Here is a 19,977-nt window from a genome sequence, read left to right as displayed (position 1 = left end):
CGGAATCCCGCTTGATCATGCGCCCGCGCGGCTTGCGTCTCATCCCGCGCCCTGCGGGGGACGATCCCGTCAGGGCAGGCAAGGCAGGGTCAGTTCGGCCTCGAACCCTGGGTCGAGGTTGCGCAGGCGCAGCGTGCCGCCCACCGCGCTGGCGATGTCGGCGGCGATGGCCAGGCCAAGGCCGGTCCCGCCGTCGCGTTCGTCAAGGCGCAGCCCGCGTCCCGGCAGCAGGTCCAGCAGCCCCGGCGCGGCGCCCGGCCCGTCGTCTTGCACCCGGATCACCGCCCGCCCCCCCGCCGGGGCGCAGGTGATGCGGACGCGCGCGCGGGCATGGCGGACGGCGTTTTCGGCCAGGGCGCCCAGGGCCTCGGCCAGATCGGGCCGGTCCAGGCGGACCCGGGTTCCCGCCGCCCCCTCGACCGCGATGTCCAGCGCCTCGCCCCCGGGCGTGCGGCGCAGGACGGCGGCCACCGAGCGGGCGACATCAAGGGCGTCGCAATAGGCGCGGTTCGCGTCCCCGGCCAGCCGCGCCCGGGCCAGTTCGCGGTCCACATGGGCGTGCATCGTGCGGGCGATCTCCTCGATGCCCGCCGCCGCCTCCGCCGAGCCGCGCGACCGCAGCCGCGCCGCTTCCCCCATCAGGGCCTGAAGCGGCGTCTTCAGCCCATGCGCCAGATCGCCCGCGCGCAGCCGCGCCCGTTCGACCTCGGCTTCCTGGTTTTCCAGAAGAGCGTCGATCTGCCGCGCCAGGGGCAGCACCTCGGCCGGCACCCCGGCGCCGATCCGGCGCGCGCGGTTCTGGCCCAGGGCGGCCACGCGGTGCCGGATGGCGGCCAAGGGACGCAGGGCCACGCTGACCGCCACGGCCAGGGTCGCCACGAGCGCCAGGCCCAGAAGCGCCAGATAGGGGGCCAGATCGCGCAGGAAATCGGCCCGGGCCTTGTCCAGGTCGGCCCGGTCCATGGTGACGGCGATGCGCAGCGGCAAATCGCCCCCGGGCGTGGCGACGCCGATCCGCCGGACCAGGGCCAGCAGCGGCTGATCCAGCGGGCCTTTCAACTCGCCCTGCCAGACTTCGCCGGTGTCGGCGGGCAGGGCCAGGACGTGATCCCACAGCGAACGGGACCGCAGCCGGTCGGCGGGCGCCTCGATCTGCCAGTAATGGCCGGAAAAGGGCCGCCGATACAGCGGGTCGCGCGGCGGCGAAGGCATGGCAAGCGCCCCCCCGGCGCCGATCTCGACGGCCGAGGCCAGGTGTTCCAGCCGGTCGGACAGCTCGCTGGCCGCCACGCGTTCCACATGCCGGTCGAACAGCAGGGCAAGGCCGCCTGCCGCCAGCAGAAGGGCCAGCGCCACGCTGCAAGCCCCCGTCACCAGCAGCCGCAGCCGGATCGACCCGCGCCGCGCCTTCACGCGCCCGCCAGAAGATAGCCGAAGCCGCGCCGCGTTTCGATCACGCCCGGACCCAGCTTGCGGCGCAGCCGCGCCACCAGCGCCTCGAGCGCGTTCTGCTCGCGCGAGTCGTCGTCGCCGTGCAGATGCTCCAGCAACTCGTGCGGGGGCACCGGGCGGTCGCGGTTCAGCGCCAGATAGGCCAGGCAGCGGAACTCCAGGGGGGTCAGCGCGACGGGACGGCCGTTCAGCGTGGCGGTCCGGCGCGTCAGGTCCAGTGCCAGCGCGCCCGCAACCTCGACCGGCGCGGCACGGCCCGCGGCGCGGCGCACCAGCGCGCGGACGCGGGCCACCAGCTCCTCGGTCCGAAAGGGCTTGGGCAGGTAGTCGTCGGCGCCCGCGTCGATGCCCTCGACCCGCTCGATCCAGGTGCCGCGCGCGCTGAGGATCAGGACGGGGGTGGTCACGCCCTCGGCCCGCCAGCGTTTCAGCACCGCCAGCCCGTCCATCCGGGGCAGGCCCAGATCCAGCACGATGGCCCCGTAATCCTCGGTCCCGCCCTTGAACCAGGCGGTTTCGCCGTCGGCGGCAAGATCGCTGCGGAAGCCCACCGTATCCAGGGTCTGGGCCAGGTCGGCGGCGATGCGGGGGTCGTCCTCGACGATCAGGATGCGCATCGGCGGGTGCTTCTAGTCATCGTCCTCGTCCTCGGGGCTTTCGTCGCTGACCTCGGTGATCTCGCCCGTGCGGGCGTCCATGTCCACCTCGATCAGCCGCCCCTCCAGGGTCAGCATCTCGAACTCGTATTCCTCGATGCGGCCCGTGGGGTCCAGGTCGATCTCGATGTCCAGCACCTCGCCCGGAAAGGCGGCCAGAAGGCGCGGCATCAGCGCCGACAAGGGCAGGATCTCGCCCCGCGCCACCGCGGCCAGCGCCAGGTCGCTGTCGGCCTCGATCTCGAAGGCGTCGCGCGACGGCGGCTCCTGGGCCCGAAGGGCGGGAACGGGCGCCAGCAGCAGCAGAAGGGCAAGGATCGGAATGCGCATGCCGTCCCTTCTAGCGCGGGCCGGCTGACAATTCCCTGACAAGGCCGGTCAGCGCCGCATCAGGTGGGATATGCGACAAGCGATTCGTCCAAGGCGGGCATCAAGGCCGCCCCGGCACAAGGAGCGACGCATGAAAAGACTGATCCCCGTTCTGGCCCTGGTCCTGGGCCCCGTCGGCACGGCCCTGGCGCAGGACGCCGCGCGCCCCCTGTCCGCGATCATCGCGGATCTCGAGGCGCAGGGCTATCGCATCAGCGACATCGACGTGGACCGCGCCTCGATCGACGTGGACGCCGTCGCAGCGGATGGGCGGCGCGTGGATTTGCGCATCGATCCCGCAACCGGCGCGATCCTCGGCGAAACCCGCGACGACTGACACCTGAAACCAAGAAAGGAAAGCGACATGCCTTTTTTCCGTGGCACCAACGGCATCAACACATTGAACGGATCCGGCCTGGCGGACCGGCTGTTCGGCTTGGGCGGCGATGGCAACGATCGCCTGTGGGGCGGTTTCGGCCATGACGAGCTGGAGGGCGGCAATGGCCACGACCGGCTTTGGGGCGGTTTCGGTCATGATGAGCTGGAAGGCGGACGCGGCAACGACCGCCTGGCGGGCGGCAGCGGCAACGACGACCTTGAAGGCGGCCTGGGCAATGACGTGCTGGCGGGCGGCACCGGGCGCGACCACCTGGAGGGCGGGGTCGGCAACGACATCCTGACGGGCGGATCTGGGGCCGATGTCTTCGAATTCGAATGGGGCGACGGCCGCGACCGCGTCACCGACTTCCAGAACGGCATCGACCGCATCGAGCTGGACGATTTCAGCCGCGCCCAGGTGCAGCAGGTCATCAACGGCGCCCGGCAGGACGGCGCCGATCTGGTGCTGACCATCGCGCCGGGCACGATCGTGGTGCTTGAGGATGTTCAGAAGGCCGAACTGGGGCTTTCCGACTTCACCTTCTAGGGCGCAAGCTCCGGAACGGAAAGGCGCGCTGCCTTTCCCCGCAGGCAGGGGTCGTGCATGATCCCTGCCCTTTTCGTTGCCCCGACCGTTCCATGCTGGCAGACCGTCAGAAAGCCCCGTGCCAGAATCGCAGAAGCGAAGAATAACTTACGCAGAAAACTGAATATGACGGCTTAAAGCGTAACCACCTTGGGCCGACCGGGCAGAGGGATGGCGGCATGGGCATTGTGCAGCCGAAGACACGCATCGACAAGCTGGTGGGCGCGCACGCGTCCGCCTTGTCCGAACGGCTGCATGCCCATCGCGAACAGCTGTTTCCCTCCGATGCCAAGCGGGAATTGCGCAAGTTCACTTCGGGCGAAGTGGCCGAACTGCTGGGCGTCAAGGACGCTTATCTGCGAAAGCTGGACATGGAAGGCAAGGCCCCCTCGCCCGAGACGCGCGCGGGGGGCCGCCGCCATTACACGCCCGCCGACATTCAATTTTTTCGATAACCACTTGAAAAAGCAGAAAAGACTACGGGAACCTATCTGCCGGGCAGGCGTGGCCAGGATCACTTGCAGGTCATCACGATGATCAACCTCAAGGGCGGCTCGGGCAAGTCCACCACGGCCGGCCATCTGGCGCAGAAGCTGGCGCTGGACGGCGATCGTGCTGGCCATCGGCCTGGACCCCCAAGCCAGCCTGTCCGCGCTGCATGGGGTGCAGCCCGAACTGGACCTGCCCGATAACGGCACCATCTACGATTCGATCCGCTATGACGACCCGGTGCCGCTGCGCTACGTGATCCAGCGCACCTATTTCACCAATCTGGACCTGATTCCCGGCAATCTGGACCTGATGGAATTCGAACACGCCACGCCCATGGCGTTGCGCGAACGCTCGGGCAACCATTTCTTCACCCGGATCGGCGACGTTCTGGCCGAGGTCGAGAACGACTACGACGTGGCGGTGATCGACTGTCCGCCGCAGTTGGGGGTTCCTGACCATGTCGGCCTTGTCGGCGACGACCGCGATCCTTGTGACCGTGCATCCGCAGATGCTGGACGTGATGTCGATGTGCCAGTTCCTGCTGATGACATCGAACCTGCTGGGGGTCGTGGCCGATGCGGGGGGCAACATGGACTACGACTGGATGCGCTATGTCGTGATCCGCTGCATGTCGAAAGCAGGATCAAGCACATCCCAGTGCGCGACCTCGTCTGCCGCTACCACGCTGCCATGAGCAACTTTTTCCCGGGCGAAGTGCGCCTTTACCGGAAGCGATATCGCATCGAGAATGCCGTGGTCCGCCTGAAGGACTGGCGCGGCATTGCCGCCCGCTCCGAGATAGGCGGAGACATCTTCCCCAACGCCATCATGCTCGCCGCCATCGTCATAGTCTAAATCTGATGTTTATGCCAACTGACACTGGCGGCGACCGAGTGCAACTCCTCTGGAGCGCATCCTTGTCGCCCTACGACACGCACCAAGCTTTATCAGCCGGTAATGGCGCAAAGCAACTCAAACAACAATGTCGCGCCTGTGAGGGCAGTGACTCCGGAGGAATCTAGAAGTGGCGAAACCTCAACGAGGTCGGCACCTACGATATCAAGGCCAGCGAGCATGCGGATCATTTCCTGAGCCTCTCGCGTCGAGATGCCGCCAATCTCAGGCGTTCCGGTGCCCGGTGCGAAACTCGGGTCAAGCACATCGATATCAAACGAGACATAGGTCGGACCGGAACCGACAATGTTCCGCGCCTCCTCCATCACGGCCCCAACCCCGCGCTGCATGAACTCTTCGATAAAGACGATGCGGATCCCGGCTTCACGCGCGAAGTCGTAGTTCTGCGCATCCGATATCGCGCCTCGAATGCCAATCTGGATCATGCGCTTGGGGTCGATCAGCCCCTCCTCGATCGCGCGGCGGAACGGCGTGCCGTGATTGTATCGGTTGCCGAAGAACGAGTCATAAGTATCCGAGTGGGCATCGAAATGGATCACTCCGACGGGTGATGTCGTGATGCCCCGCAGGATCGGAAGCGTGACCAGATGGTCCCCGCCGACCGCAAGTGGTCTTGCGCCCGCCTTGCGGACATCTGCAAAGAATTCAGCGATGGTTTCGATTGCCTTCGCCGGATCGAGGGGACTTGCCAGCACGTCGCCACAATCACCCACCCGCACCCGGTCGAATGGCGAGATGCCGGTCACGTGGTGGACGCGCCGCACCAGACTCGACTGGTTGCGGATTTCCCGTGGACCGTGACGCGCCCCAGGCCGGTTTGTCGTCCCTCCGTCAAAGGGAATACCGACCAGGGCAATATCCACCTGATCCGGGCGCGCCTGCGGCAGGCGCATGAAGGTCGACGGCCCAGCAAATCGCGGAAAGGCACCAGAGTCGAGCGGCTGGTAGGTCATGTCCGTCAATCTTTCGAACCTTCATGATTGTTGCTTGCGGGTTGGCTGTCGTCGCCGGTCCGATGCGCGTGCCGCCATGCATCCTGCATCCCCCCCTTGCATGCGGCAAGGCAGAAGAGCGCCTCGGCCAGCAGGCGGCCCGCTAGGACGCTGGTGGTGCCGCTGCTGTTGTCGAAGTCAGGCGCGACTTCGACCAGATCGAAGCCTGCGAAACCATCGCGGGCCGCGATGCGGACGCCCCTGATGATCTCGCGCGAGGTCAGTCCCCCCGGCTCGGGGCTGTTCGTTCCCGGCGCAAAGGCTGGGTCCACCCCGTCGATGTCGACACTCAGGTAAAGCCTTGCGCCATCGGCGCATGCAATCCGCCTTGCGCGCTCGGCGACCGCGTCGATGCCCAGACGCTCCACTTCCTCCATGGAAAACACGGTGATGCCAAGCTTGCGATAAAGTGGAGTCCATTCGGGAAGATTGCGTGGACCACGGGCACCGATTACCACGATACGCTGCGGGTCCACACCGTCGAGTTCGGCGATCCGCAGCAGTGGCGAAGCACGCGTCAGGCGATCACCCCCGAAGGATTCGCTAAGGTCGAGATGAGTGTCAAAGACGATCAGCCCTAGGGACGCAGCGCTTGCGGCCGCCACTGCGCTGACCGCAGGGTAGCTAATGCCGTGATCGCCGCCGATAGTCAGAGGAACCGCTTTGGCGGAGAGCATCTGGTCTAGCCGTGCCCTGAGACGCGCATAGCTGGTTTCGTTGTCGCCCGGGACGACATCTATGTCACCGTTGTCGACCACTGCGATATGGGATTGCAGGTCGAAGTCCCAGTCGAAGCTGTAGCTGCCATAAAGAAGCGAAAACTTGCGGATTTCCTGCGGCGCCCTTCGCGTCGCGCCACCCCGGAAGGTCGCGATGCCGTCATAAGGCATTCCCACGATGACCGCGTCAGCCGAGACACTGGCGAGATTTTGCACATGAGGAAAGGCCATGAAGGGCGGCACGTCGCCGAAGATGCGTGGCACACCGGCAGGGCTGAGAGCTTCGCTCATGGCTGATGTTCACCGGATGGGAGACTTGCGGAGGAGGATGCGCCTGCTTGGGGCTCATCCGACTGGAAAAGCATGTTCCGCGACTTCCAGGTTTCTAGGAACTCGCGCAAGCGCGCGCTTCTGGGATTGCCGAACAGGCTCGATGGCGGCCCCTGTTCGATCACTTGGCCACCATCCATGAACACCACGCGATCCGCGACCTGCGCGGCAAAGCCCATTTCATGAGTGACGACGACCATGGTGATGCCTTCGCCAGCAAGCGCCTTCATCGTGTCGAGAACCTCGCCCACGAGTTGGGGGTCAAGGGCCGAGGTGGGCTCATCGAACAGGATGACATGAGGCTCCATCGCCAGTGCCCGCGCGATGCCCACCCGCTGCTGCTGGCCACCGGAGAGTTGCGACGGGTAGCGGTTGGCGAAGCCCTCCAGCCCTACCTTGGCAAGCGCACACCGGCCCGCCTGCTCGGCGGTGGCGGCTGGCACGCGCTTAGTCAGGCGCGGACCGAGGGTCACGTTGTCCAGCACGGACATGTGCGGCCACAGGTTGAAGTGCTGGAACACCATGCCGACGTTGCGCCGGACGTCGTCGATGTTGCGCTCGGTTTCCCGCACCATCCCCGCGGGCGTGCGGCGATAGCCCAACAGTCGGCCCTCGATCTCGACCTCGCCGCTAGTATATTCCTCCAGAAAGCTGATGCAGCGCAGCAGGGTGCTCTTGCCCGAGCCGGACGGCCCGATGATGCACACCACCTCGGATTCCATGATGTCCAGAGATATACCCGAAAGCGCCGTGAACGAGCCGAATACCTTGGTCAGGTCGCGGGTGCTGATCACAGGATTGGCTAATCGCGCAGCGTCTGTTTTCACTTGCTCTTTCCTTGAGGCATCGTTCAGAACCGGACCCGCCGTTCGATAAATCGTCCCAGCTGAGCCACAGCCTCGACAAGAAGCCAGTAGAGCAGTGCGGCAGTGAGATAGGGCTCGATGATCGCGTAGGTTTCATTGACGAACTGCGTGGTGTTCTTGGTCAGTTCGGCAACCGTGATGATAGACAGGACGGCAGATTCCTTGACGAGGATGATGACCTGATTGACCAGCGCTGGCGTAATCAGGACCAGCATCTGCGGCAGCTTAATGTGCCGGATGATCTGTCTGTTCGACAGTCCCGCCATGCGGGCGGCCTCGATCTGGCCGCCCGGAATGGATTCGAAGCCCGAACGGAAGATCTCCGCGAAATAGGCGGCGCTGTAGAAGCCGAGGCCAAGCACGCCCACGGTTTCCGCGGCCAGTCGGATCCCGATGCTCGGCCCCCCGTAGTATAGCACGAACAGCAGGATAAGGATCGGCAAGCCGCGCATGATCTCGATATAGCCGCGCACCGTCCACTGCAGCGGACGAAAAGGCACGCCGGCAAGGCTGGCGAGAAGCAGGCCCACGGCAATGCCGAGGACGGAGGCGAGCGTGCAGATCCAGGCCGTCGTCATCAGCCCCGAGAGCATGAGCGGCGCATATTGGGTCAAGAGGCCGAGGAACTGGTTCATGGTATCAGCCTCCCTGCGCCAGGCGTCGTTCGGTCGCGCGGCCTGCGAGCGAGAGGGCCAGGTTGATGACCATGTAAATGATCCCGGCCGCGATGTAGATCTCGAAAGGCCGATAGGTCGTTGCGACGATCTGCTGGCTTACCCGCATTAGTTCCGTCACTGCAATGACCGAAACCAGCGAGGAATTCTTCAAGATGCTGATCGTTTCGTTGACCAGCGAGGGGATGACCAGCCGGAACACCTGCGGAATAAGGATGTGGCGGCGGGCCGACCACTTGCGGAGGCCAACCATGCGGGCGGCCTCCATCTGCCCCTTCGGGATTGCCAGAAGTCCGCCTCGGAAGATTTCCGCCTGGAATGCCGTCGTATTCAGCGTCAGCGCGATGATCGCAGCAAGAACCGGTGGCACGTTGATGCCGATGACCGGCAGCAGGTAATAGATGATCAGCAGCTGGACGAGGATCGGGGTTCCGCGCCAGGCGCTCTGATACACGCGCGAGGCCCAGCGCAGCCAGCGCTTTTCGGAGGTCACCCCGAAGCACAACGCAAGCCCCAGCGGCATGCCCAGGATGATCGCCACCCCCGACACCAGGACCGTGATCCCAGCGCCCCAGAGCAACATGGGCAGGTTGTTCAGAATGAGGGCAAGCATCGTAACGGCTCGTCACCTTTTACACGACGTGACCCGGCGATCCCGGACGCCGAGGGCGGGCTGCCGCATGGGCTGGGGGGTATGAGGTTTCACTGCTCGGGCACCGGCAGCGCGTCGGTGGGCAGATCCATGGTGAAGCCGAACCACTTCTGCTGCAGCTCGGCCATGGTGCCGTCCTCGGCCAGCTTGCGGAACTGGTCATCGATGAAATCCGCAAGCGCCTTGCTGTCCTCGTCCTTCCGGAATGCCCAACTGAAGTAGGTCGGGGCACCGAATGTCGTTGTCACGGCCTCGAACACGTCGCCACGCTGCGTCTGCAGGTAAAGCAGGTTTGGGAGGGAGTTCACGACCGCGTCCGTTCGCCCCGCCGCCAGGTCGGCATAGGCCTCGTTGAAGTCGACATAGGTCTGAATGCCCGCAATCGGCTCCTTCCCCTGCTCTTCAAGCTGCTTCGAGAACGCTTCCGTCCCCGCAAGCTGCGCCGATCCAGCCTGCGTGCCGACAACCCTGCCGCTAAGATCCGCCGGGTCGTTGAGCGAGTCGTCTCCCTTGCGCTTGACGAAGGCGAAGGACGCATCGGCAATCGGCAAGGAGAGCCGATAGGTGTCGTATCGCTGCTTGTTCACGGTTACCGAGGTGATAATCGCGTCGAACTTGTTCGCCTGAAGACCCGGCAGCAGTCCCTGGAAGGGTAGATCGAGGCGGGTCACCTTCACGCCCGGAAGGCCCTTCATCACCTCTTCGAAGAGATCGACGCCGTAGCCGACGATCTGGCCGTTCTCGACATATTCGAAAGGCGGATAGCGGGCCTCGGTGCCGACTATAATCTCACCGCGCGCCTTGATCTGCTCCAGCAGGTCGGCAGCCGCAGCTGCGGTCACGCTGGCCATCGACATAAGGGCTGTGAGCAGCACCCCCGTGCCGCGCTTCATTGCCGATTGCATCGGTATCTCCCTTTTGGTGCTGCGACCGGTTAGTCCGGGCGTCAAAGAGCGATCACCCGCAGGCGCCGGGGAGACTGCGGGATCTAGATCATTATGCCTCGATTGACACACGGATAAATACGGAAAATAGTAATCATATATCGAACCCGTCGATGTTTGACGAAAGTGGCATCTAGGCGGCAGGCACGGGAAGGAGGCCGTTCATTGCGTTTGTCTGCATCCGACATTCGCGCTCTGAAGGTGTTTCGCTCGGTTGTCGAACATGGCGGTTTCGCCGGCGCTCAGCTTGCTCTGTCGACCAGCCAGTCGACAATCAGCTTCCAGATCAACGCGCTGGAACAAAGGTTGGGCTTTTCTCTGTGCCAGCGGGGTAGGCGAGGGTTCGAACTGACGGACCGCGGGCAGACGGTCTACGAGCATTCGCATGCCCTGGTATCCGCGCTGTCCTTGTTCGAACAGCAGATCGGCGAATTGCGCTCGCATGCCACCGGCCTGCTGCGCATCGGCGTGGTCGATGCCACCATGACGGATTCAGCCCTCGGCATGGACGATGTGATCCGGGCGTTCACCGAAAAGGCCCAGGAGGTGGAGCTTCGCCTCACCATCGGATCCCCGGAACAGCTTATTTCCGAGATTTCCAAGGGTGGCATCGACTGCGCCATATCTCCGCGGATGAAGGTCCTTCCCGGCTATTCGCAGACCGAGTTTCACCACGAGATCCATTCGATCTATTGCAGCGAACGCCATCCATTGTTCAGTAAGAAAGACGTGACGAAGGCGGATGTCGAAGCCGCGACGGTGGTGGTCCGCCCCTATGCCAACCGATCCGAACTAAGGCATATCCCGAATGCGAAGATTGGGGCCTACGCCTCGAATGTCGAGGCGCAGGCGATGTATATCCTGAGTGGCCATTTCATTGGCTACCTGCCCGACCACATGACACCGATGTTGAGAGAGAAGGACCGGCTCAAGGCCCTACTTGCCCCGGAAGCCCAACTCCGCTCGACCTTTGTCATCATCCTGCCCAACCACAAGAAGGCCTCCCTGCCCCTGCGCATGTTCATCCAGGAACTGCGCAAGAGGGCGGGCTAGCTGGGACGCCCATCATCAATGCGGAAATGGGCATCGGTGGGAACGCAGGCTGCACCGTTGACCGGGACGAGATCCTGCGGGCAGGCAGAAAACGCGATCACCAAGTCTATTTCGGCGCGCAGCGAAACGTGCGAGCCCGGTGTTGAAACCGGCGCGTCGAACGAGATAGCCTGATCGCCATGGACGGGAATGTTCATGAACAGGTTCAAGGGCGAGGGCGTTTCGGTCGCCGTTAGCCCAAGCTCGGCAAGTGCCGCTGCCAGGTTGTCGGTGCAATTGTCGTGATGACCGGTATGCCCGAGCTGTTCGTAACGGTATTGGTCGCATGCGGCGATCAGCGTGTCATGCACACCGCCCGACGTATCCTCGATCAGGGTCAGCACCGGGCGGCGCCGGTTGCTGCGCAGGCTGTCCCCGACCTGGGGATTCAGCCGCAGCATCGCGCCGCGGGTGTGTTCCATGGACATGAACTCGGCGATATCATCGGCGTTGAAAGCCCAGGTATCCACGACCTGGCTGCCGTGCGTATTGATGACGGTAACGATCTGCCCCTTCCCGACCCGCGCGGCGACGCCCCGGCGGGCGGGAATGAGGCGAAGACCCTTGTCTTCTTTCAGTGCGTTCATGGCGGCCTCCTTAGCTTGTGCGCGATTGCCGGGCAGCGAAGATATAGCCGAGGAAATTCAGCAGGACCTGGGCTGCGAGAATTCCTGTGATGCCCGAGGGGTCATATGCCGGGGCAACCTCGACAAGATCCACCCCGACGACATCGCCTCGTTGCGACAGGCCCTGAAGGATCTCCATGACCTCGTAATACAAGAAGCCGCCGTGGCTTGGCGTTCCAGTGCCCGGCGCGATCGAGGGATCGAAGCCGTCGATGTCGATCGTCACATAGTAACGCGCCCCCGCCGGGATCTGGGCAAGGACGCCCTCGACGCCTGCCTTGCGGGCCTGCCGCACCGAGAGGATGGTGGAGCCGCGCTGGCGGGCATCATCATATCCGTCCCGCGCCGTGGACGAGACGTTGCGGATGCCGATCTGGGTCAGGCCGCTGACATGGGATTGCTCGGCCGCTCGGCGCATGGGATTGCCGTGGCCCTCGCGGACGCCGTGGCGCACATCCACGAAATCCAGATGCGCGTCGATCTGGACTATGTGGATCGGACCGTGGTCGCTGAAGGCCCGGATACAGGGTATGTTGACCGCGTGATCGCCCCCAAGCACCAGCGGAAGCGCGCCCCTTTTAAGGATCTTGCGGACGGCCTGTTCGGTATTCGCGTGGCTCGCCGCCGTGTCGGTATGCACAATATCGGCGTCCCCCACATCAACGATGCGGACCTGATCCAGCGGAAGATAGACCTTGTCGTCCTCGTGATCATAGGCTCCGCCATGGCCAAAGGAGAAAAGCGTGGAGGCCTCACGGATCGCACGCGGCCCGAAGCGAGCGCCGGACCGATACTGCGTCCCCATGTCGAAGGGGACGCCAAGTACCGCGACGTCGGCATCGATCTTGTCCCAGTCGAGACAGACCGGGCGCTTGCCGAACGTGCAAAGTCCGACGAACGGAAGGTCGAGCCGTCCGCCCTCATATCCATGTTGCTTCATGCTGGCCATCTCCTCTCTGTCCCTTGGCCCGCAGCCTAGCATCGGCATCCACAACGGTTCCATGACGAGTATTGGGTGTTCATATCGCTTTTTTTAATTATTGCCGTGGATCGAGGTGGCTCTGATAATGTGACCGCCCCCCGACGGGATCTGATGTGCCAAGGTGGGTCTGCAACGATCCACAAAGGGGAGCGGTCATTTCGGAGATTATCACGGTCGGGCTCGATCTTGCGAAGAATGTGTTACAGGTGCATGGAGCTGTCGGCGCAGGGCGGGCCGTCCTGCGCAAGAAATTGCGGCGGGCTCAGGTGCTAATACTACAGCTGCGCTTTATACCATTCCCTGATCCGGTGTGGTTATGTCGCTTGGCGGGGAGTGGGTTGGCATGTCTGTTGCGGACTGGACGGGAACCCTGATCGACTGGCAGGCCGCGCTCCAGGAGTTGAGAGAGATCATCGCGCCGGCCTTTGGGCGACGCGAGCAGCAGCAATCGGCAAACGCCTTCATTGACGGCGTGCTGTCGGGAGCCGAACGCAAGACCGGCTGGATGCTGGCGGAAGAGGCGGGCTTCGAGCGTCCTTACCGCATCCAATCGCTTCTGGGGCGGTCATCCTGGTCGGCCGATGAGCTTTGCCGTCTGGTGAGATGCTACGGCATCGAGGCGCTTGGCGATCCGGACGGGATGCTGGTGGTGGATAAGACCGGCTTCCTGAAAAAGGGGACTGCATCTGCCGGCGTGGCGCGCCAGTATTCGGGGACGGCGGGACGGATCGAAAACTGACAGATCGGTGTCTTTGCCGCCTATGCCAGCCGCTTTGGCCATGCGCTTGTTGATCGGCGCCTGTATTTGCCCAGGGTCTGGGCTGATGATGCGGCGCGCCGGACCAAGGCGCATGTTCCCGAAGATGTTGTAAAGCCACGCGTTGAATGCGCTGCCCAGCACCATAACTATCCCAAGCACGATAGCCTGATCGTAAAAGCTCAGCCCCAGCATGTTCAGCCCCTTGTCCAGGAGCACAATGACTGCAACGCCGCTGGCCGTCTTCACGGCGCTGCCTTCACCGCCGGTGATTGAGGTGCCGCCCAACACCACTGCGGCAATGGCCATCAGTAGGGTGTTGTCGCCAAGAACCAGACCACCCGATCCCAGACGCAGAACCACAGCAACGCCTGCCAGGCCGGCAAAGGTGCCGCAAAGGAGATAGACGGCGAACTTCGTCCAGGTCACGCGAAGCCCGTTGAAAACGGCAGCCCTCTCATTCGCGCCGAGCAGGAACATCTCGCGTCCAAGGTGCTCTGCCCCCTGAAAACTGGACCGTTTGAAACTGGAGTTTTCGGCTAACCTTCCTTGGCTGGGAGAGGAGCTGAGAACGATGAAGGCATCTAAGTTCACCGAGGCGCAGAAGGCGTTCATCCTGAAACAAGGCGAGGAAGGCACGCCGGTTGCGGAGATCTGCCAGAAGGCCGGGATCAGCCAAGCCACTTACTTCAACTGGAAGAAGCGATACGGCGGGCTGCTGCCCGATGAGATGCGCCGACTGAAGGCGCTCGAAGACGAGAACAGCCGCCTCAAGAAGATCGTCGCTGGCGGCACTACGCCCTTCAGTGCCACTCGTCCAATCTCGGCCACAGCGGCAAGGCCGCACTAGCATGGTTTTTGATGACAGCTACCCTCGTGGCGTTAGTCTCCATGCTCTCCGGCCGCGACATTGCAGGCAGGCCGCTCGAGGACTGAACGGCTGGTAGACAAGGCAAGAAGCGGCCCAAGGGCCGCTTTTCCATTGTAATCGCGGTGGACCGACGATCAGATCACTCCGAAGGCTAGCATTGGCTCAGCCACGCGGATGAAGCCTGCGATGTTGGCACCTGTTACGTAGTCGCCTGGAACGCCGTATTCCTCGGCTGTCTCAAAGCAGCTGTCGTGAATATCGCGCATGATTTCCGCCAGCCGGCTTTCGGTTTTTTCGAAGGTCCAGCGATCACGCGATGCGTTCTGCTGCATTTCCAAGGCTGACGTTGCGACACCGCCGGCGTTGGCGGCTTTGCCAGGGCCGAACCTGACGCCGGCCTGCTGGAATAGGCGAATCGCCTCGGGGGTGGAGGGCATGTTCGCGCCCTCGCCCACGGCCGTCAGGCCGTTCTCGATAAGCCGCTTGGCATCCTTGCCGGTCAGTTCATTCTGCGTGGCCGAGGGCATGGCGACCTGGCACGGGACGTCCCAGATCGAGCCATCGCCTGCCTTGACGAAATAGACGCCGCTGCCTTCGCCTTTCAGGCGCAGGTACTCCGAAATCCGACCGCGCCGAACTTCCTTGATCTCCTTCACCAAAATCAGATCAAGACCGTTCTCATCCACGATATAGCCGCTGCTGTCGGAGCAGGCGACGACCTTGCCGCCATAGGACTGGACCTTCTCGATGGTATAGATCGCCACATTGCCTGAACCCGACACGACAACCGTTTTGCCGTCGAAATCATCGCCGCTGGTTTGCAGCATGGACCGGGTAAAATAGGTGTTGCCATAGCCGGTGGCTTCCTTGCGGGCCAGCGAGCCGCCATAGAACAAGCCCTTGCCGGTCAGCACGCCGGCCTCGTAGCGGTTCGTCAGCCGCTTGTACTGGCCGAACATGTACCCGATCTCTCGCGCACCCACGCCGATATCGCCTGCGGGCACGTCAGTGTATTCACCCAGATGGCGACACAGTTCGGTGATGAAGCTCTGGCAAAAGCGCATGACTTCAGCATCCGAGCGGCCTTTCGGGTCAAAGTCCGATCCCCCCTTGCCGCCACCAATGGGCAGTCCAGTCAGCGCGTTTTTGAAGGTCTGCTCGAAGCCCAGAAACTTGATGATCCCCACATTCACCGAAGGGTGGAACCGCAACCCGCCCTTGTAGGGGCCCATGGCCGAGTTGAATTGGACGCGGAAGCCGCGGTTGATCCGGACCTGATTGCTGTCGTCCGTCCATGGCACGCGGAAGATGATCTGGCGCTCAGGTTCACAGATCCGCTCGATCAGCGCCTTGTCTAGGTATTCGGGATGCTTGGCGACCACACGGCCCAGACTTTCCAGAACCTCGCGGACGGCCTGGTGAAACTCGGCCTCGCCAGTGTTGCGCCGGATCACCTCGCTGAAGATCCCCTCAAGTTTATCGTCGATCTGTCCCAATGCTGTTCTCCGTTTATTTTTTGGGCACTGATAGCCTGAAGTGCAGGCACATCAAGAATGAAATGCTATAGTTATGCGCAATAATGGGACTCAAAACGGTCGTGCACCGCCATAAAGCATTGCAAGGGCGGGCAGCCAAGCTGTCAGAATACCGCTTGAAAGGGTAGCGATTGCCGTTGCGCGCTCCATTGGTCGCCGGATGGCCAAGACCAGGAAATGCAAAAACCACAGGCCTGCCCAGCACGCCCAGCAGAGGCCCAGCCAGACGGTCATCGCGTCCGGGGCATGGCGTAGCGTTCCCGCGGCTTCCGGGAGGACCGAAACGGCCACGAACAGGCTGAACCAGCCAAGCCCTCGCCCGTCCGATCCCGTCAGTCGATTCACCGCAACCCAAAAGTAGGTGAGGGTGAACAGCAGCGTCAGCGCCGCAGCCTTGACCGTAGCGGGCGTGCTGGCCTCGGCCATGCCCATCAAGGCCACGGTCCCGGTGGTGACGGACACGGCAAGGTTGATGATCACGATCTCCTTGTCCGAGATGCGGTTCAGCATCCACAGGCCGTTGAGCGTCAGGACCGCGCCGACGAAAAGAAGCGAAAAGGGCAGCAACATAGATCTTTGGGAAAGACGTTGAAGGAAAACATGGGCCGGACGCGGTGATCACGGAGCCAGTTCGGGTCCGTCGTAATCCGTGGCGACCGTGATGCGGTCCGCAACAATCTGGTTGCGCAAGCTGTCGATTTCGGCCCGCACATCCGCTGGAACATCGGACGACAGGGCCAGCGACACCTCCGCCGGTTTTTCCAGGCCGATCGCCTTGACTGTGCCGGCCTGCCACTGGCCATCGGCAAGGTCGCGCACGGCCTCGACTCGGGGAATGCCCGCATCGGCCACGGCCGAGGCCACAAAGATGCCCGGCTCGACGGCGGTCCAGTCGATCACGTTGCCGATCTGGCGGGTCTTCGTGCCACGCATTGCCTCGGTCACACCAATGAGGCCGGCGTTCAGCATGGTGAAGATGATGTCGGCACCTTCCCCGATCTGGGTAGTGGCGACGCGCTGCGACAGGGCGTTGTCGTCCTGGTCACCCGCAAAAATCGTCAGAAAGCGCACTTCGGGAATGGTATGCATCAGCCCGTGATAGAATGCCCCGCGCCCCTGCCCCGGCGGCACCCGAATGCCCAAGATATGGCCTACCACGTCCGTTTCGGTCAACAGGCCCGCCGCGGCGCCTGCCAGCCAGGCGCTTTCCTCTTGCAGGACTTCATAGCTGGACAGGTTCGGGCCCGGTGACATGGCCTTGCACGACAACAAAGCGGATATCGGGATATTCCGCCGCGACGATCTGTGCTGCCTCGCTGTTCTGGCCGCCATGGGCGATGACCATGTCGGGCTTGCGTTCCGTCAGTTCGCGCAAGGCCTCGGCCAAAAGGTCACGCTCGGGGTTGATGCCGTCGATATAGGAAACACGGGCGCCGAACTCTCTCTGGATGCGCAGCAGGCCGTTGTAGCCCGCCTCCATGAAGCCGTTGTCGTCGATCCTGCCGGGCAACAGCATGGCGTTATCCAGATCGCTATCTAGCGTGAATGCGGCACCGCCCGTCATCAGCAGGACACAGAATGTTGCAAGCTTGTGCACGGTATTTTCTCCCTCTGTTACCCTTGCGTAAGGTAAAGCCTCGGGCGCGGTTATCCAGAACTTGCCCATGCAGAATATTCGGGCAGTTTATAATCGAGTTACACAGGCGCTGTCTGAAACGCGGCCCCGATCTCCTCCAGATGGCGGGTCATTGCCTCAAAGGCGACGGTGTCGTGGCCGGCTGCGATTGCGTCCACAATCCGCTGGTGCTGATCGCTGTGACTGGTCTGGAACATCGCCGCCGCGAGCCGGCGATAGCTGCGGTCCCAACCGCGCTGCCAGGGGGCATGGCGGCGCGCCTCCGTCAGCCAAGTCATCACCCCAACTACGGCAGCATTGCGCGTCATGCGCGCGATCGCATGGTGAAAGTCGCTATCCGCCCGCTCGCAATCGGCAATCCGCTGCGCGCGCCCCCCGGTTAGGACCAACCTTTGCAGTTCTGCGATATCCGAGGCATCGGCCCGTCTGGCTGCCTCTGATGCGATGGCAGGTTCCAGAAGAAGACGGGCGCGGATCAGATCGATAGGCAAGGCATCGGCGGGAAGCGTTGCGCCGCTCAGCGGAAGGCCGCGCGGCGCAGGTCCGACGAATTTACCCTGCCCGACATGCCGCCAGATCAGGTCCTCGCGCTGCAGGGCGGCGAGGCCCGCGCGCAGGGTCTGCCTGCTGCAGCCGAGGCTGCGTGCCAAGTCGCAATCGGGCGGCAAGCGGTCGCCCGGAGACAAGGCGCCAAGCAGGTCTTGCAGGGCTGAACTGACTTTCGATTGATGCATTGAGCGCTCCCTTGATGCAGACCGATACCCGCTTGTGCCTTCTACAGGCGAGCCTCTCTCATGGTGACTTAACCCCAGTGCATCGAGTGCCGGCACGGTTCTCGTCGAACAGGACGTCGCCAGTGGATGCGCTGATGCCTCGCTCGAACAAGAAAGTGCCACCTAGCGGTGTGAACTCAAGCCGGCAGACCGGACAGCGTCCGGCCGCTGCGCGCGGTACAGCCGCCCCGCAGTTGCGACAATAGTCAGGAATTGATCGGCGCATCATCGTGTCCTTGAAATGGCATGGCTACATATCTGCTGATCTCTCTGGACTCGAAGCTGCGGGTGTCCCCACAGCCGATCGCGCCACGTCCAGAACCGTCAGACTGCGTTCATCACCGGCCCGATTGGTCCACTTGACGTGATCACCTGCCGACAATCCCAGCAACGCAGTGCCCACTGGGGTCAGGACCGACACTTTGCCACGGCTGATATCGGCCTCTTCTGGCCAAGACAGCGTGACACGCACATTACGCGTGGCATGGTCTTCATGGTAAACAATGTCACTTCCGATCGTGACGATGTTGCTGGGCAAACGCATGGGCGAGAGCAGCATGGCCGATGTCAGCTTGTTGACCAGGGGATAGCCGACATCAGGCAGGCGCTCGATGATGGCGCCGGCAAGCGACTCCAGCCGCTCGACCTGGGTGGCATCGACAACCGTGCGAGCACGGTGCATGGAATGGGCCATGATAGCCTCCATTTAAACTGTAGCGATGAAATGGTCGGACAGGCGGCCGTCAGTCGAAGGACATGCCGCAAGCGACGCCGTTTGTCTGGACCCTCAGCACCTGAAGCTCTCCCATAGCGCCTTCCTCTGCGATGAGAGATGCATGCTGCCCGACGGTCATGCCGATCAGGGTGGCACCCAGGAAGCTGCCTACATGCAGCCGGCTGCGTTCGTCCTCAGGATAATCCCGGTGGTATAGCACGCAGGTCTCGACACGGCGCCTATCCAGGCTGAAGGTCACGCGGGACGTGCCCGAGACGATATCGGGATAGAGTTCGCCGTCGTCGATTACCTTCGCATCGCACATCTTGGCGCGGAGCAGATAGGCCAGACGGATGGACATAGTCCCTCCGAGATCCTCGCAGCGGCGCCTGTGCTCGTTCAACTGCCAATAGTCGCGGCGGCTAAGACTGGCGCGGATCGGTCGCAGGGCGGCAATATCACCTGCATGATGACGATCGTCGGGAACTCGGCAGTCAGACAACTTCCCCTTGCCCAGTGGTTCGGGAAGCTGAAGATAGCAAGGCATGATTATTCCTCACGGCACATTGTCCGCCAGGCTGATCTGAAGTCTTGAGTGATATGCCCCGGGGGAAAAAGCGTCAGCTGGCAACCGCCTCTGCCCGGGGCAGAGAGCGCGTCAGAGGTGAGCCGGGAAGCATCCGGAACCTAATCTGGGAAATAAACGTCAGCATGTTTTTGAGGCTACGCCGTCCTGCCCTTGAAAGCAAGTCACTTGATTTTCAGGCGCAATCGGTAGGGTTGCTGTCTTTACCCCCATGATCCTCCAGGCAAGCTTGTACCAATATCGGAGCAACCTCAGCAGAGACTTGCGCTGCAGCCCACCGGGCTTTGCTTTGCTGCCGAGCGTGAACTGGCCCCCCTTTCGACCGGACACCAGGCATAACCATGGAGGCTTAGGCACATGCCTAAGCACGTGCTTATGT

General features: G+C 62.9%; 21 protein-coding genes and 6 pseudogenes. 8 read left to right on the top strand and 19 right to left on the bottom strand.

Annotated features, from left to right (window positions below):
* Nucleotides 1-69: 69 nt before the first annotated feature.
* The 3 genes from ACFOM8_RS17450 to ACFOM8_RS17440 are packed head-to-tail and all read right to left on the bottom strand — an operon-like array spanning nt 70 to nt 2,438.
* A complete protein-coding gene (locus tag ACFOM8_RS17450; RefSeq protein WP_377763399.1) occupies nt 70-1,413 on the bottom strand; it encodes a sensor histidine kinase in 1,344 nt (447 codons plus the stop codon).
* On the bottom strand, nt 1,410-2,069 hold the full coding sequence (locus ACFOM8_RS17445) for a response regulator transcription factor (protein WP_377763397.1): 660 nt from the start codon (nt 2,067-2,069) through the stop codon (nt 1,410-1,412). The genes ACFOM8_RS17450 and ACFOM8_RS17445 overlap by 4 nt, the downstream gene beginning before the upstream one ends.
* Before the next feature lie 12 nt (nt 2,070-2,081).
* On the bottom strand, nt 2,082-2,438 hold the full coding sequence (locus tag ACFOM8_RS17440) for a PepSY domain-containing protein (protein WP_377763396.1): 357 nt from the start codon (nt 2,436-2,438) through the stop codon (nt 2,082-2,084).
* Nucleotides 2,439-2,568: 130 nt separating this feature from the next.
* On the opposite strand from ACFOM8_RS17440, the gene ACFOM8_RS17435 reads away from it, so the two are divergent.
* The 4 genes and pseudogenes from ACFOM8_RS17435 to ACFOM8_RS17420 all read left to right on the top strand — a co-directional run.
* Nucleotides 2,569-2,814 carry a PepSY domain-containing protein gene (locus ACFOM8_RS17435; RefSeq protein WP_377763394.1) on the top strand — a complete coding sequence of 82 codons (246 nt, stop codon included), beginning with the start codon at nt 2,569-2,571 and terminating at the stop codon, nt 2,812-2,814.
* Between the two features lie 27 nt (nt 2,815-2,841).
* Nucleotides 2,842-3,402, top strand: a complete 561-nt coding sequence (locus ACFOM8_RS17430) for a calcium-binding protein (RefSeq protein WP_377763393.1) — start codon at nt 2,842-2,844, stop codon at nt 3,400-3,402.
* Nucleotides 3,403-3,620: 218 nt separating this feature from the next.
* Nucleotides 3,621-4,558, top strand: a pseudogene (gene repA, locus ACFOM8_RS17425) (plasmid partitioning protein RepA); the annotation flags it as partial.
* A gap of 92 nt (nt 4,559-4,650) precedes the next feature.
* Nucleotides 4,651-4,788 (top strand): annotated as a pseudogene (locus ACFOM8_RS17420) (IS5/IS1182 family transposase); the annotation flags it as partial.
* A gap of 92 nt (nt 4,789-4,880) precedes the next feature.
* Here the strand turns inward: ACFOM8_RS17420 and speB (ACFOM8_RS17415) are convergent.
* The 6 genes from speB (ACFOM8_RS17415) to ACFOM8_RS17390 all read right to left on the bottom strand — a co-directional run bounded on the left by speB (ACFOM8_RS17415) (nt 4,881) and on the right by ACFOM8_RS17390 (nt 9,986).
* Nucleotides 4,881-5,801 (bottom strand): agmatinase, encoded by a 921-nt coding sequence (gene speB / locus ACFOM8_RS17415; RefSeq protein WP_377763391.1) that lies wholly within the window; start codon nt 5,799-5,801, stop codon nt 4,881-4,883.
* A 5-nt stretch (nt 5,802-5,806) separates the two neighbouring features.
* Nucleotides 5,807-6,850: an agmatinase gene (gene speB / locus ACFOM8_RS17410; RefSeq protein ID WP_377763390.1), complete on the bottom strand. Its 1,044-nt coding sequence runs from the start codon at nt 6,848-6,850 to the stop codon at nt 5,807-5,809.
* Complete coding sequence (locus tag ACFOM8_RS17405; protein ID WP_449301502.1) at nt 6,847-7,716, bottom strand: amino acid ABC transporter ATP-binding protein; 870 nt, start codon at nt 7,714-7,716, stop codon at nt 6,847-6,849. Before ACFOM8_RS17405 ends, speB (ACFOM8_RS17410) begins: the two co-directional genes overlap by 4 nt.
* A gap of 23 nt (nt 7,717-7,739) precedes the next feature.
* On the bottom strand, nt 7,740-8,390 hold the full coding sequence (locus ACFOM8_RS17400) for an amino acid ABC transporter permease (protein ID WP_377763388.1): 651 nt from the start codon (nt 8,388-8,390) through the stop codon (nt 7,740-7,742).
* 4 nt (nt 8,391-8,394) lie between these two features.
* On the bottom strand, nt 8,395-9,012 hold the full coding sequence (locus tag ACFOM8_RS17395; RefSeq protein WP_377763431.1) for an amino acid ABC transporter permease: 618 nt from the start codon (nt 9,010-9,012) through the stop codon (nt 8,395-8,397).
* Nucleotides 9,013-9,131: 119 nt separating this feature from the next.
* Nucleotides 9,132-9,986 (bottom strand): transporter substrate-binding domain-containing protein, encoded by an 855-nt coding sequence (locus tag ACFOM8_RS17390; protein ID WP_377763387.1) that lies wholly within the window; start codon nt 9,984-9,986, stop codon nt 9,132-9,134.
* Between the two features lie 204 nt (nt 9,987-10,190).
* On the opposite strand from ACFOM8_RS17390, the gene ACFOM8_RS17385 reads away from it, so the two are divergent.
* Entirely contained in the window at nt 10,191-11,078 is an 888-nt protein-coding gene (locus ACFOM8_RS17385; RefSeq protein WP_377763386.1) for a LysR family transcriptional regulator, read from the top strand.
* Here ACFOM8_RS17385 and ACFOM8_RS17380 read toward each other — a convergent pair.
* Together ACFOM8_RS17380 and speB (ACFOM8_RS17375) are read right to left on the bottom strand one after the other, a co-directional pair.
* A complete protein-coding gene (locus ACFOM8_RS17380; RefSeq protein ID WP_377763385.1) occupies nt 11,075-11,704 on the bottom strand; it encodes a DUF1989 domain-containing protein in 630 nt (209 codons plus the stop codon). The genes ACFOM8_RS17385 and ACFOM8_RS17380 overlap by 4 nt on opposite strands.
* 10 nt (nt 11,705-11,714) lie before the next feature.
* Complete coding sequence (gene speB / locus ACFOM8_RS17375) at nt 11,715-12,683, bottom strand: agmatinase (protein WP_377763430.1); 969 nt, start codon at nt 12,681-12,683, stop codon at nt 11,715-11,717.
* 197 nt (nt 12,684-12,880) lie between these two features.
* On the opposite strand from speB (ACFOM8_RS17375), the pseudogene ACFOM8_RS17370 reads away from it, so the two are divergent.
* Both ACFOM8_RS17370 and ACFOM8_RS17365 read left to right on the top strand, forming a co-directional pair.
* Nucleotides 12,881-12,997, top strand: a pseudogene (locus ACFOM8_RS17370) (IS110 family transposase); the annotation flags it as partial.
* A gap of 71 nt (nt 12,998-13,068) precedes the next feature.
* A pseudogene (locus ACFOM8_RS17365) lies at nt 13,069-13,593 on the top strand (IS701 family transposase); the annotation flags it as partial.
* 39 nt (nt 13,594-13,632) lie between these two features.
* Here the strand turns inward: ACFOM8_RS17365 and ACFOM8_RS17360 are convergent.
* Nucleotides 13,633-13,962 (bottom strand): annotated as a pseudogene (locus ACFOM8_RS17360) (ABC transporter permease); the annotation flags it as partial.
* A 94-nt stretch (nt 13,963-14,056) separates the two neighbouring features.
* Between ACFOM8_RS17360 and ACFOM8_RS17355 the strand changes: the two are divergent.
* Nucleotides 14,057-14,269, top strand: a pseudogene (locus ACFOM8_RS17355) (transposase); the annotation flags it as partial.
* A 218-nt stretch (nt 14,270-14,487) separates the two neighbouring features.
* Here the strand turns inward: ACFOM8_RS17355 and gdhA are convergent.
* From gdhA to ACFOM8_RS17320, 7 genes are all read right to left on the bottom strand, one after another.
* The gene (gene gdhA, locus ACFOM8_RS17350; protein WP_377763384.1) at nt 14,488-15,849 is read right to left on the bottom strand and encodes an NADP-specific glutamate dehydrogenase; all 1,362 of its coding nucleotides are present in this window, start codon (nt 15,847-15,849) and stop codon (nt 14,488-14,490) included.
* A 90-nt stretch (nt 15,850-15,939) separates the two neighbouring features.
* Nucleotides 15,940-16,458 (bottom strand): AmiS/UreI family transporter, encoded by a 519-nt coding sequence (locus ACFOM8_RS17345; protein WP_377763383.1) that lies wholly within the window; start codon nt 16,456-16,458, stop codon nt 15,940-15,942.
* A 48-nt stretch (nt 16,459-16,506) separates the two neighbouring features.
* On the bottom strand, nt 16,507-17,142 hold the full coding sequence (locus ACFOM8_RS17340) for a BMP family ABC transporter substrate-binding protein (protein WP_377763381.1): 636 nt from the start codon (nt 17,140-17,142) through the stop codon (nt 16,507-16,509).
* Nucleotides 17,111-17,554 (bottom strand): BMP family ABC transporter substrate-binding protein, encoded by a 444-nt coding sequence (locus tag ACFOM8_RS17335; protein ID WP_377763379.1) that lies wholly within the window; start codon nt 17,552-17,554, stop codon nt 17,111-17,113. Before ACFOM8_RS17335 ends, ACFOM8_RS17340 begins: the two co-directional genes overlap by 32 nt.
* 29 nt (nt 17,555-17,583) lie before the next feature.
* Nucleotides 17,584-18,258, bottom strand: coding sequence for a FadR/GntR family transcriptional regulator (locus tag ACFOM8_RS17330; RefSeq protein WP_377763378.1), 675 nt, complete (start codon nt 18,256-18,258; stop codon nt 17,584-17,586).
* A gap of 289 nt (nt 18,259-18,547) precedes the next feature.
* Nucleotides 18,548-18,991: a nucleoside diphosphate kinase regulator gene (gene rnk / locus ACFOM8_RS17325; RefSeq protein WP_377763377.1), complete on the bottom strand. Its 444-nt coding sequence runs from the start codon at nt 18,989-18,991 to the stop codon at nt 18,548-18,550.
* A gap of 49 nt (nt 18,992-19,040) precedes the next feature.
* A complete protein-coding gene (locus tag ACFOM8_RS17320; protein ID WP_377763375.1) occupies nt 19,041-19,559 on the bottom strand; it encodes a hypothetical protein in 519 nt (172 codons plus the stop codon).
* Nucleotides 19,560-19,977: the final 418 nt, after the last annotated feature.

The sequence above is a fragment of the Paracoccus angustae genome (assembly GCF_042648745.1).
Classification (GTDB): Bacteria; Pseudomonadota; Alphaproteobacteria; order Rhodobacterales; family Rhodobacteraceae; genus Paracoccus; species Paracoccus angustae.
Note: the sequence above shows the minus strand (reverse complement) of the source record. Positions and strands in the feature narration are given on the sequence as shown.

Excerpts from the sequence above, each read along its gene's own strand:
- rnk (WP_377763377.1), bottom strand. The coding sequence starts at position 18,991 with ATGGCCCATTCCATGCACCGTGCTCGCACGGTTGTCGATGCCACCCAG.
- ACFOM8_RS17430 (WP_377763393.1), top strand. The coding sequence starts at position 2,842 with ATGCCTTTTTTCCGTGGCACCAACGGCATCAACACATTGAACGGATCC.
- ACFOM8_RS17390 (WP_377763387.1), bottom strand. The coding sequence starts at position 9,986 with ATGCAATCGGCAATGAAGCGCGGCACGGGGGTGCTGCTCACAGCCCTT.
- ACFOM8_RS17320 (WP_377763375.1), bottom strand. The coding sequence starts at position 19,559 with ATGCCTTGCTATCTTCAGCTTCCCGAACCACTGGGCAAGGGGAAGTTG.
- ACFOM8_RS17335 (WP_377763379.1), bottom strand. The coding sequence starts at position 17,554 with ATGGGCAAGTTCTGGATAACCGCGCCCGAGGCTTTACCTTACGCAAGG.
- ACFOM8_RS17440 (WP_377763396.1), bottom strand. The coding sequence starts at position 2,438 with ATGCGCATTCCGATCCTTGCCCTTCTGCTGCTGCTGGCGCCCGTTCCC.
- speB (WP_377763390.1), bottom strand. The coding sequence starts at position 6,850 with ATGAGCGAAGCTCTCAGCCCTGCCGGTGTGCCACGCATCTTCGGCGAC.
- speB (WP_377763391.1), bottom strand. The coding sequence starts at position 5,801 with ATGACCTACCAGCCGCTCGACTCTGGTGCCTTTCCGCGATTTGCTGGG.
- ACFOM8_RS17445 (WP_377763397.1), bottom strand. The coding sequence starts at position 2,069 with ATGCGCATCCTGATCGTCGAGGACGACCCCCGCATCGCCGCCGACCTG.
- ACFOM8_RS17400 (WP_377763388.1), bottom strand. The coding sequence starts at position 8,390 with ATGAACCAGTTCCTCGGCCTCTTGACCCAATATGCGCCGCTCATGCTC.
- ACFOM8_RS17435 (WP_377763394.1), top strand. The coding sequence starts at position 2,569 with ATGAAAAGACTGATCCCCGTTCTGGCCCTGGTCCTGGGCCCCGTCGGC.
- ACFOM8_RS17345 (WP_377763383.1), bottom strand. The coding sequence starts at position 16,458 with ATGTTGCTGCCCTTTTCGCTTCTTTTCGTCGGCGCGGTCCTGACGCTC.
- ACFOM8_RS17330 (WP_377763378.1), bottom strand. The coding sequence starts at position 18,258 with ATGCATCAATCGAAAGTCAGTTCAGCCCTGCAAGACCTGCTTGGCGCC.
- speB (WP_377763430.1), bottom strand. The coding sequence starts at position 12,683 with ATGAAGCAACATGGATATGAGGGCGGACGGCTCGACCTTCCGTTCGTC.
- ACFOM8_RS17380 (WP_377763385.1), bottom strand. The coding sequence starts at position 11,704 with ATGAACGCACTGAAAGAAGACAAGGGTCTTCGCCTCATTCCCGCCCGC.
- ACFOM8_RS17340 (WP_377763381.1), bottom strand. The coding sequence starts at position 17,142 with ATGTCACCGGGCCCGAACCTGTCCAGCTATGAAGTCCTGCAAGAGGAA.
- ACFOM8_RS17395 (WP_377763431.1), bottom strand. The coding sequence starts at position 9,012 with ATGTTGCTCTGGGGCGCTGGGATCACGGTCCTGGTGTCGGGGGTGGCG.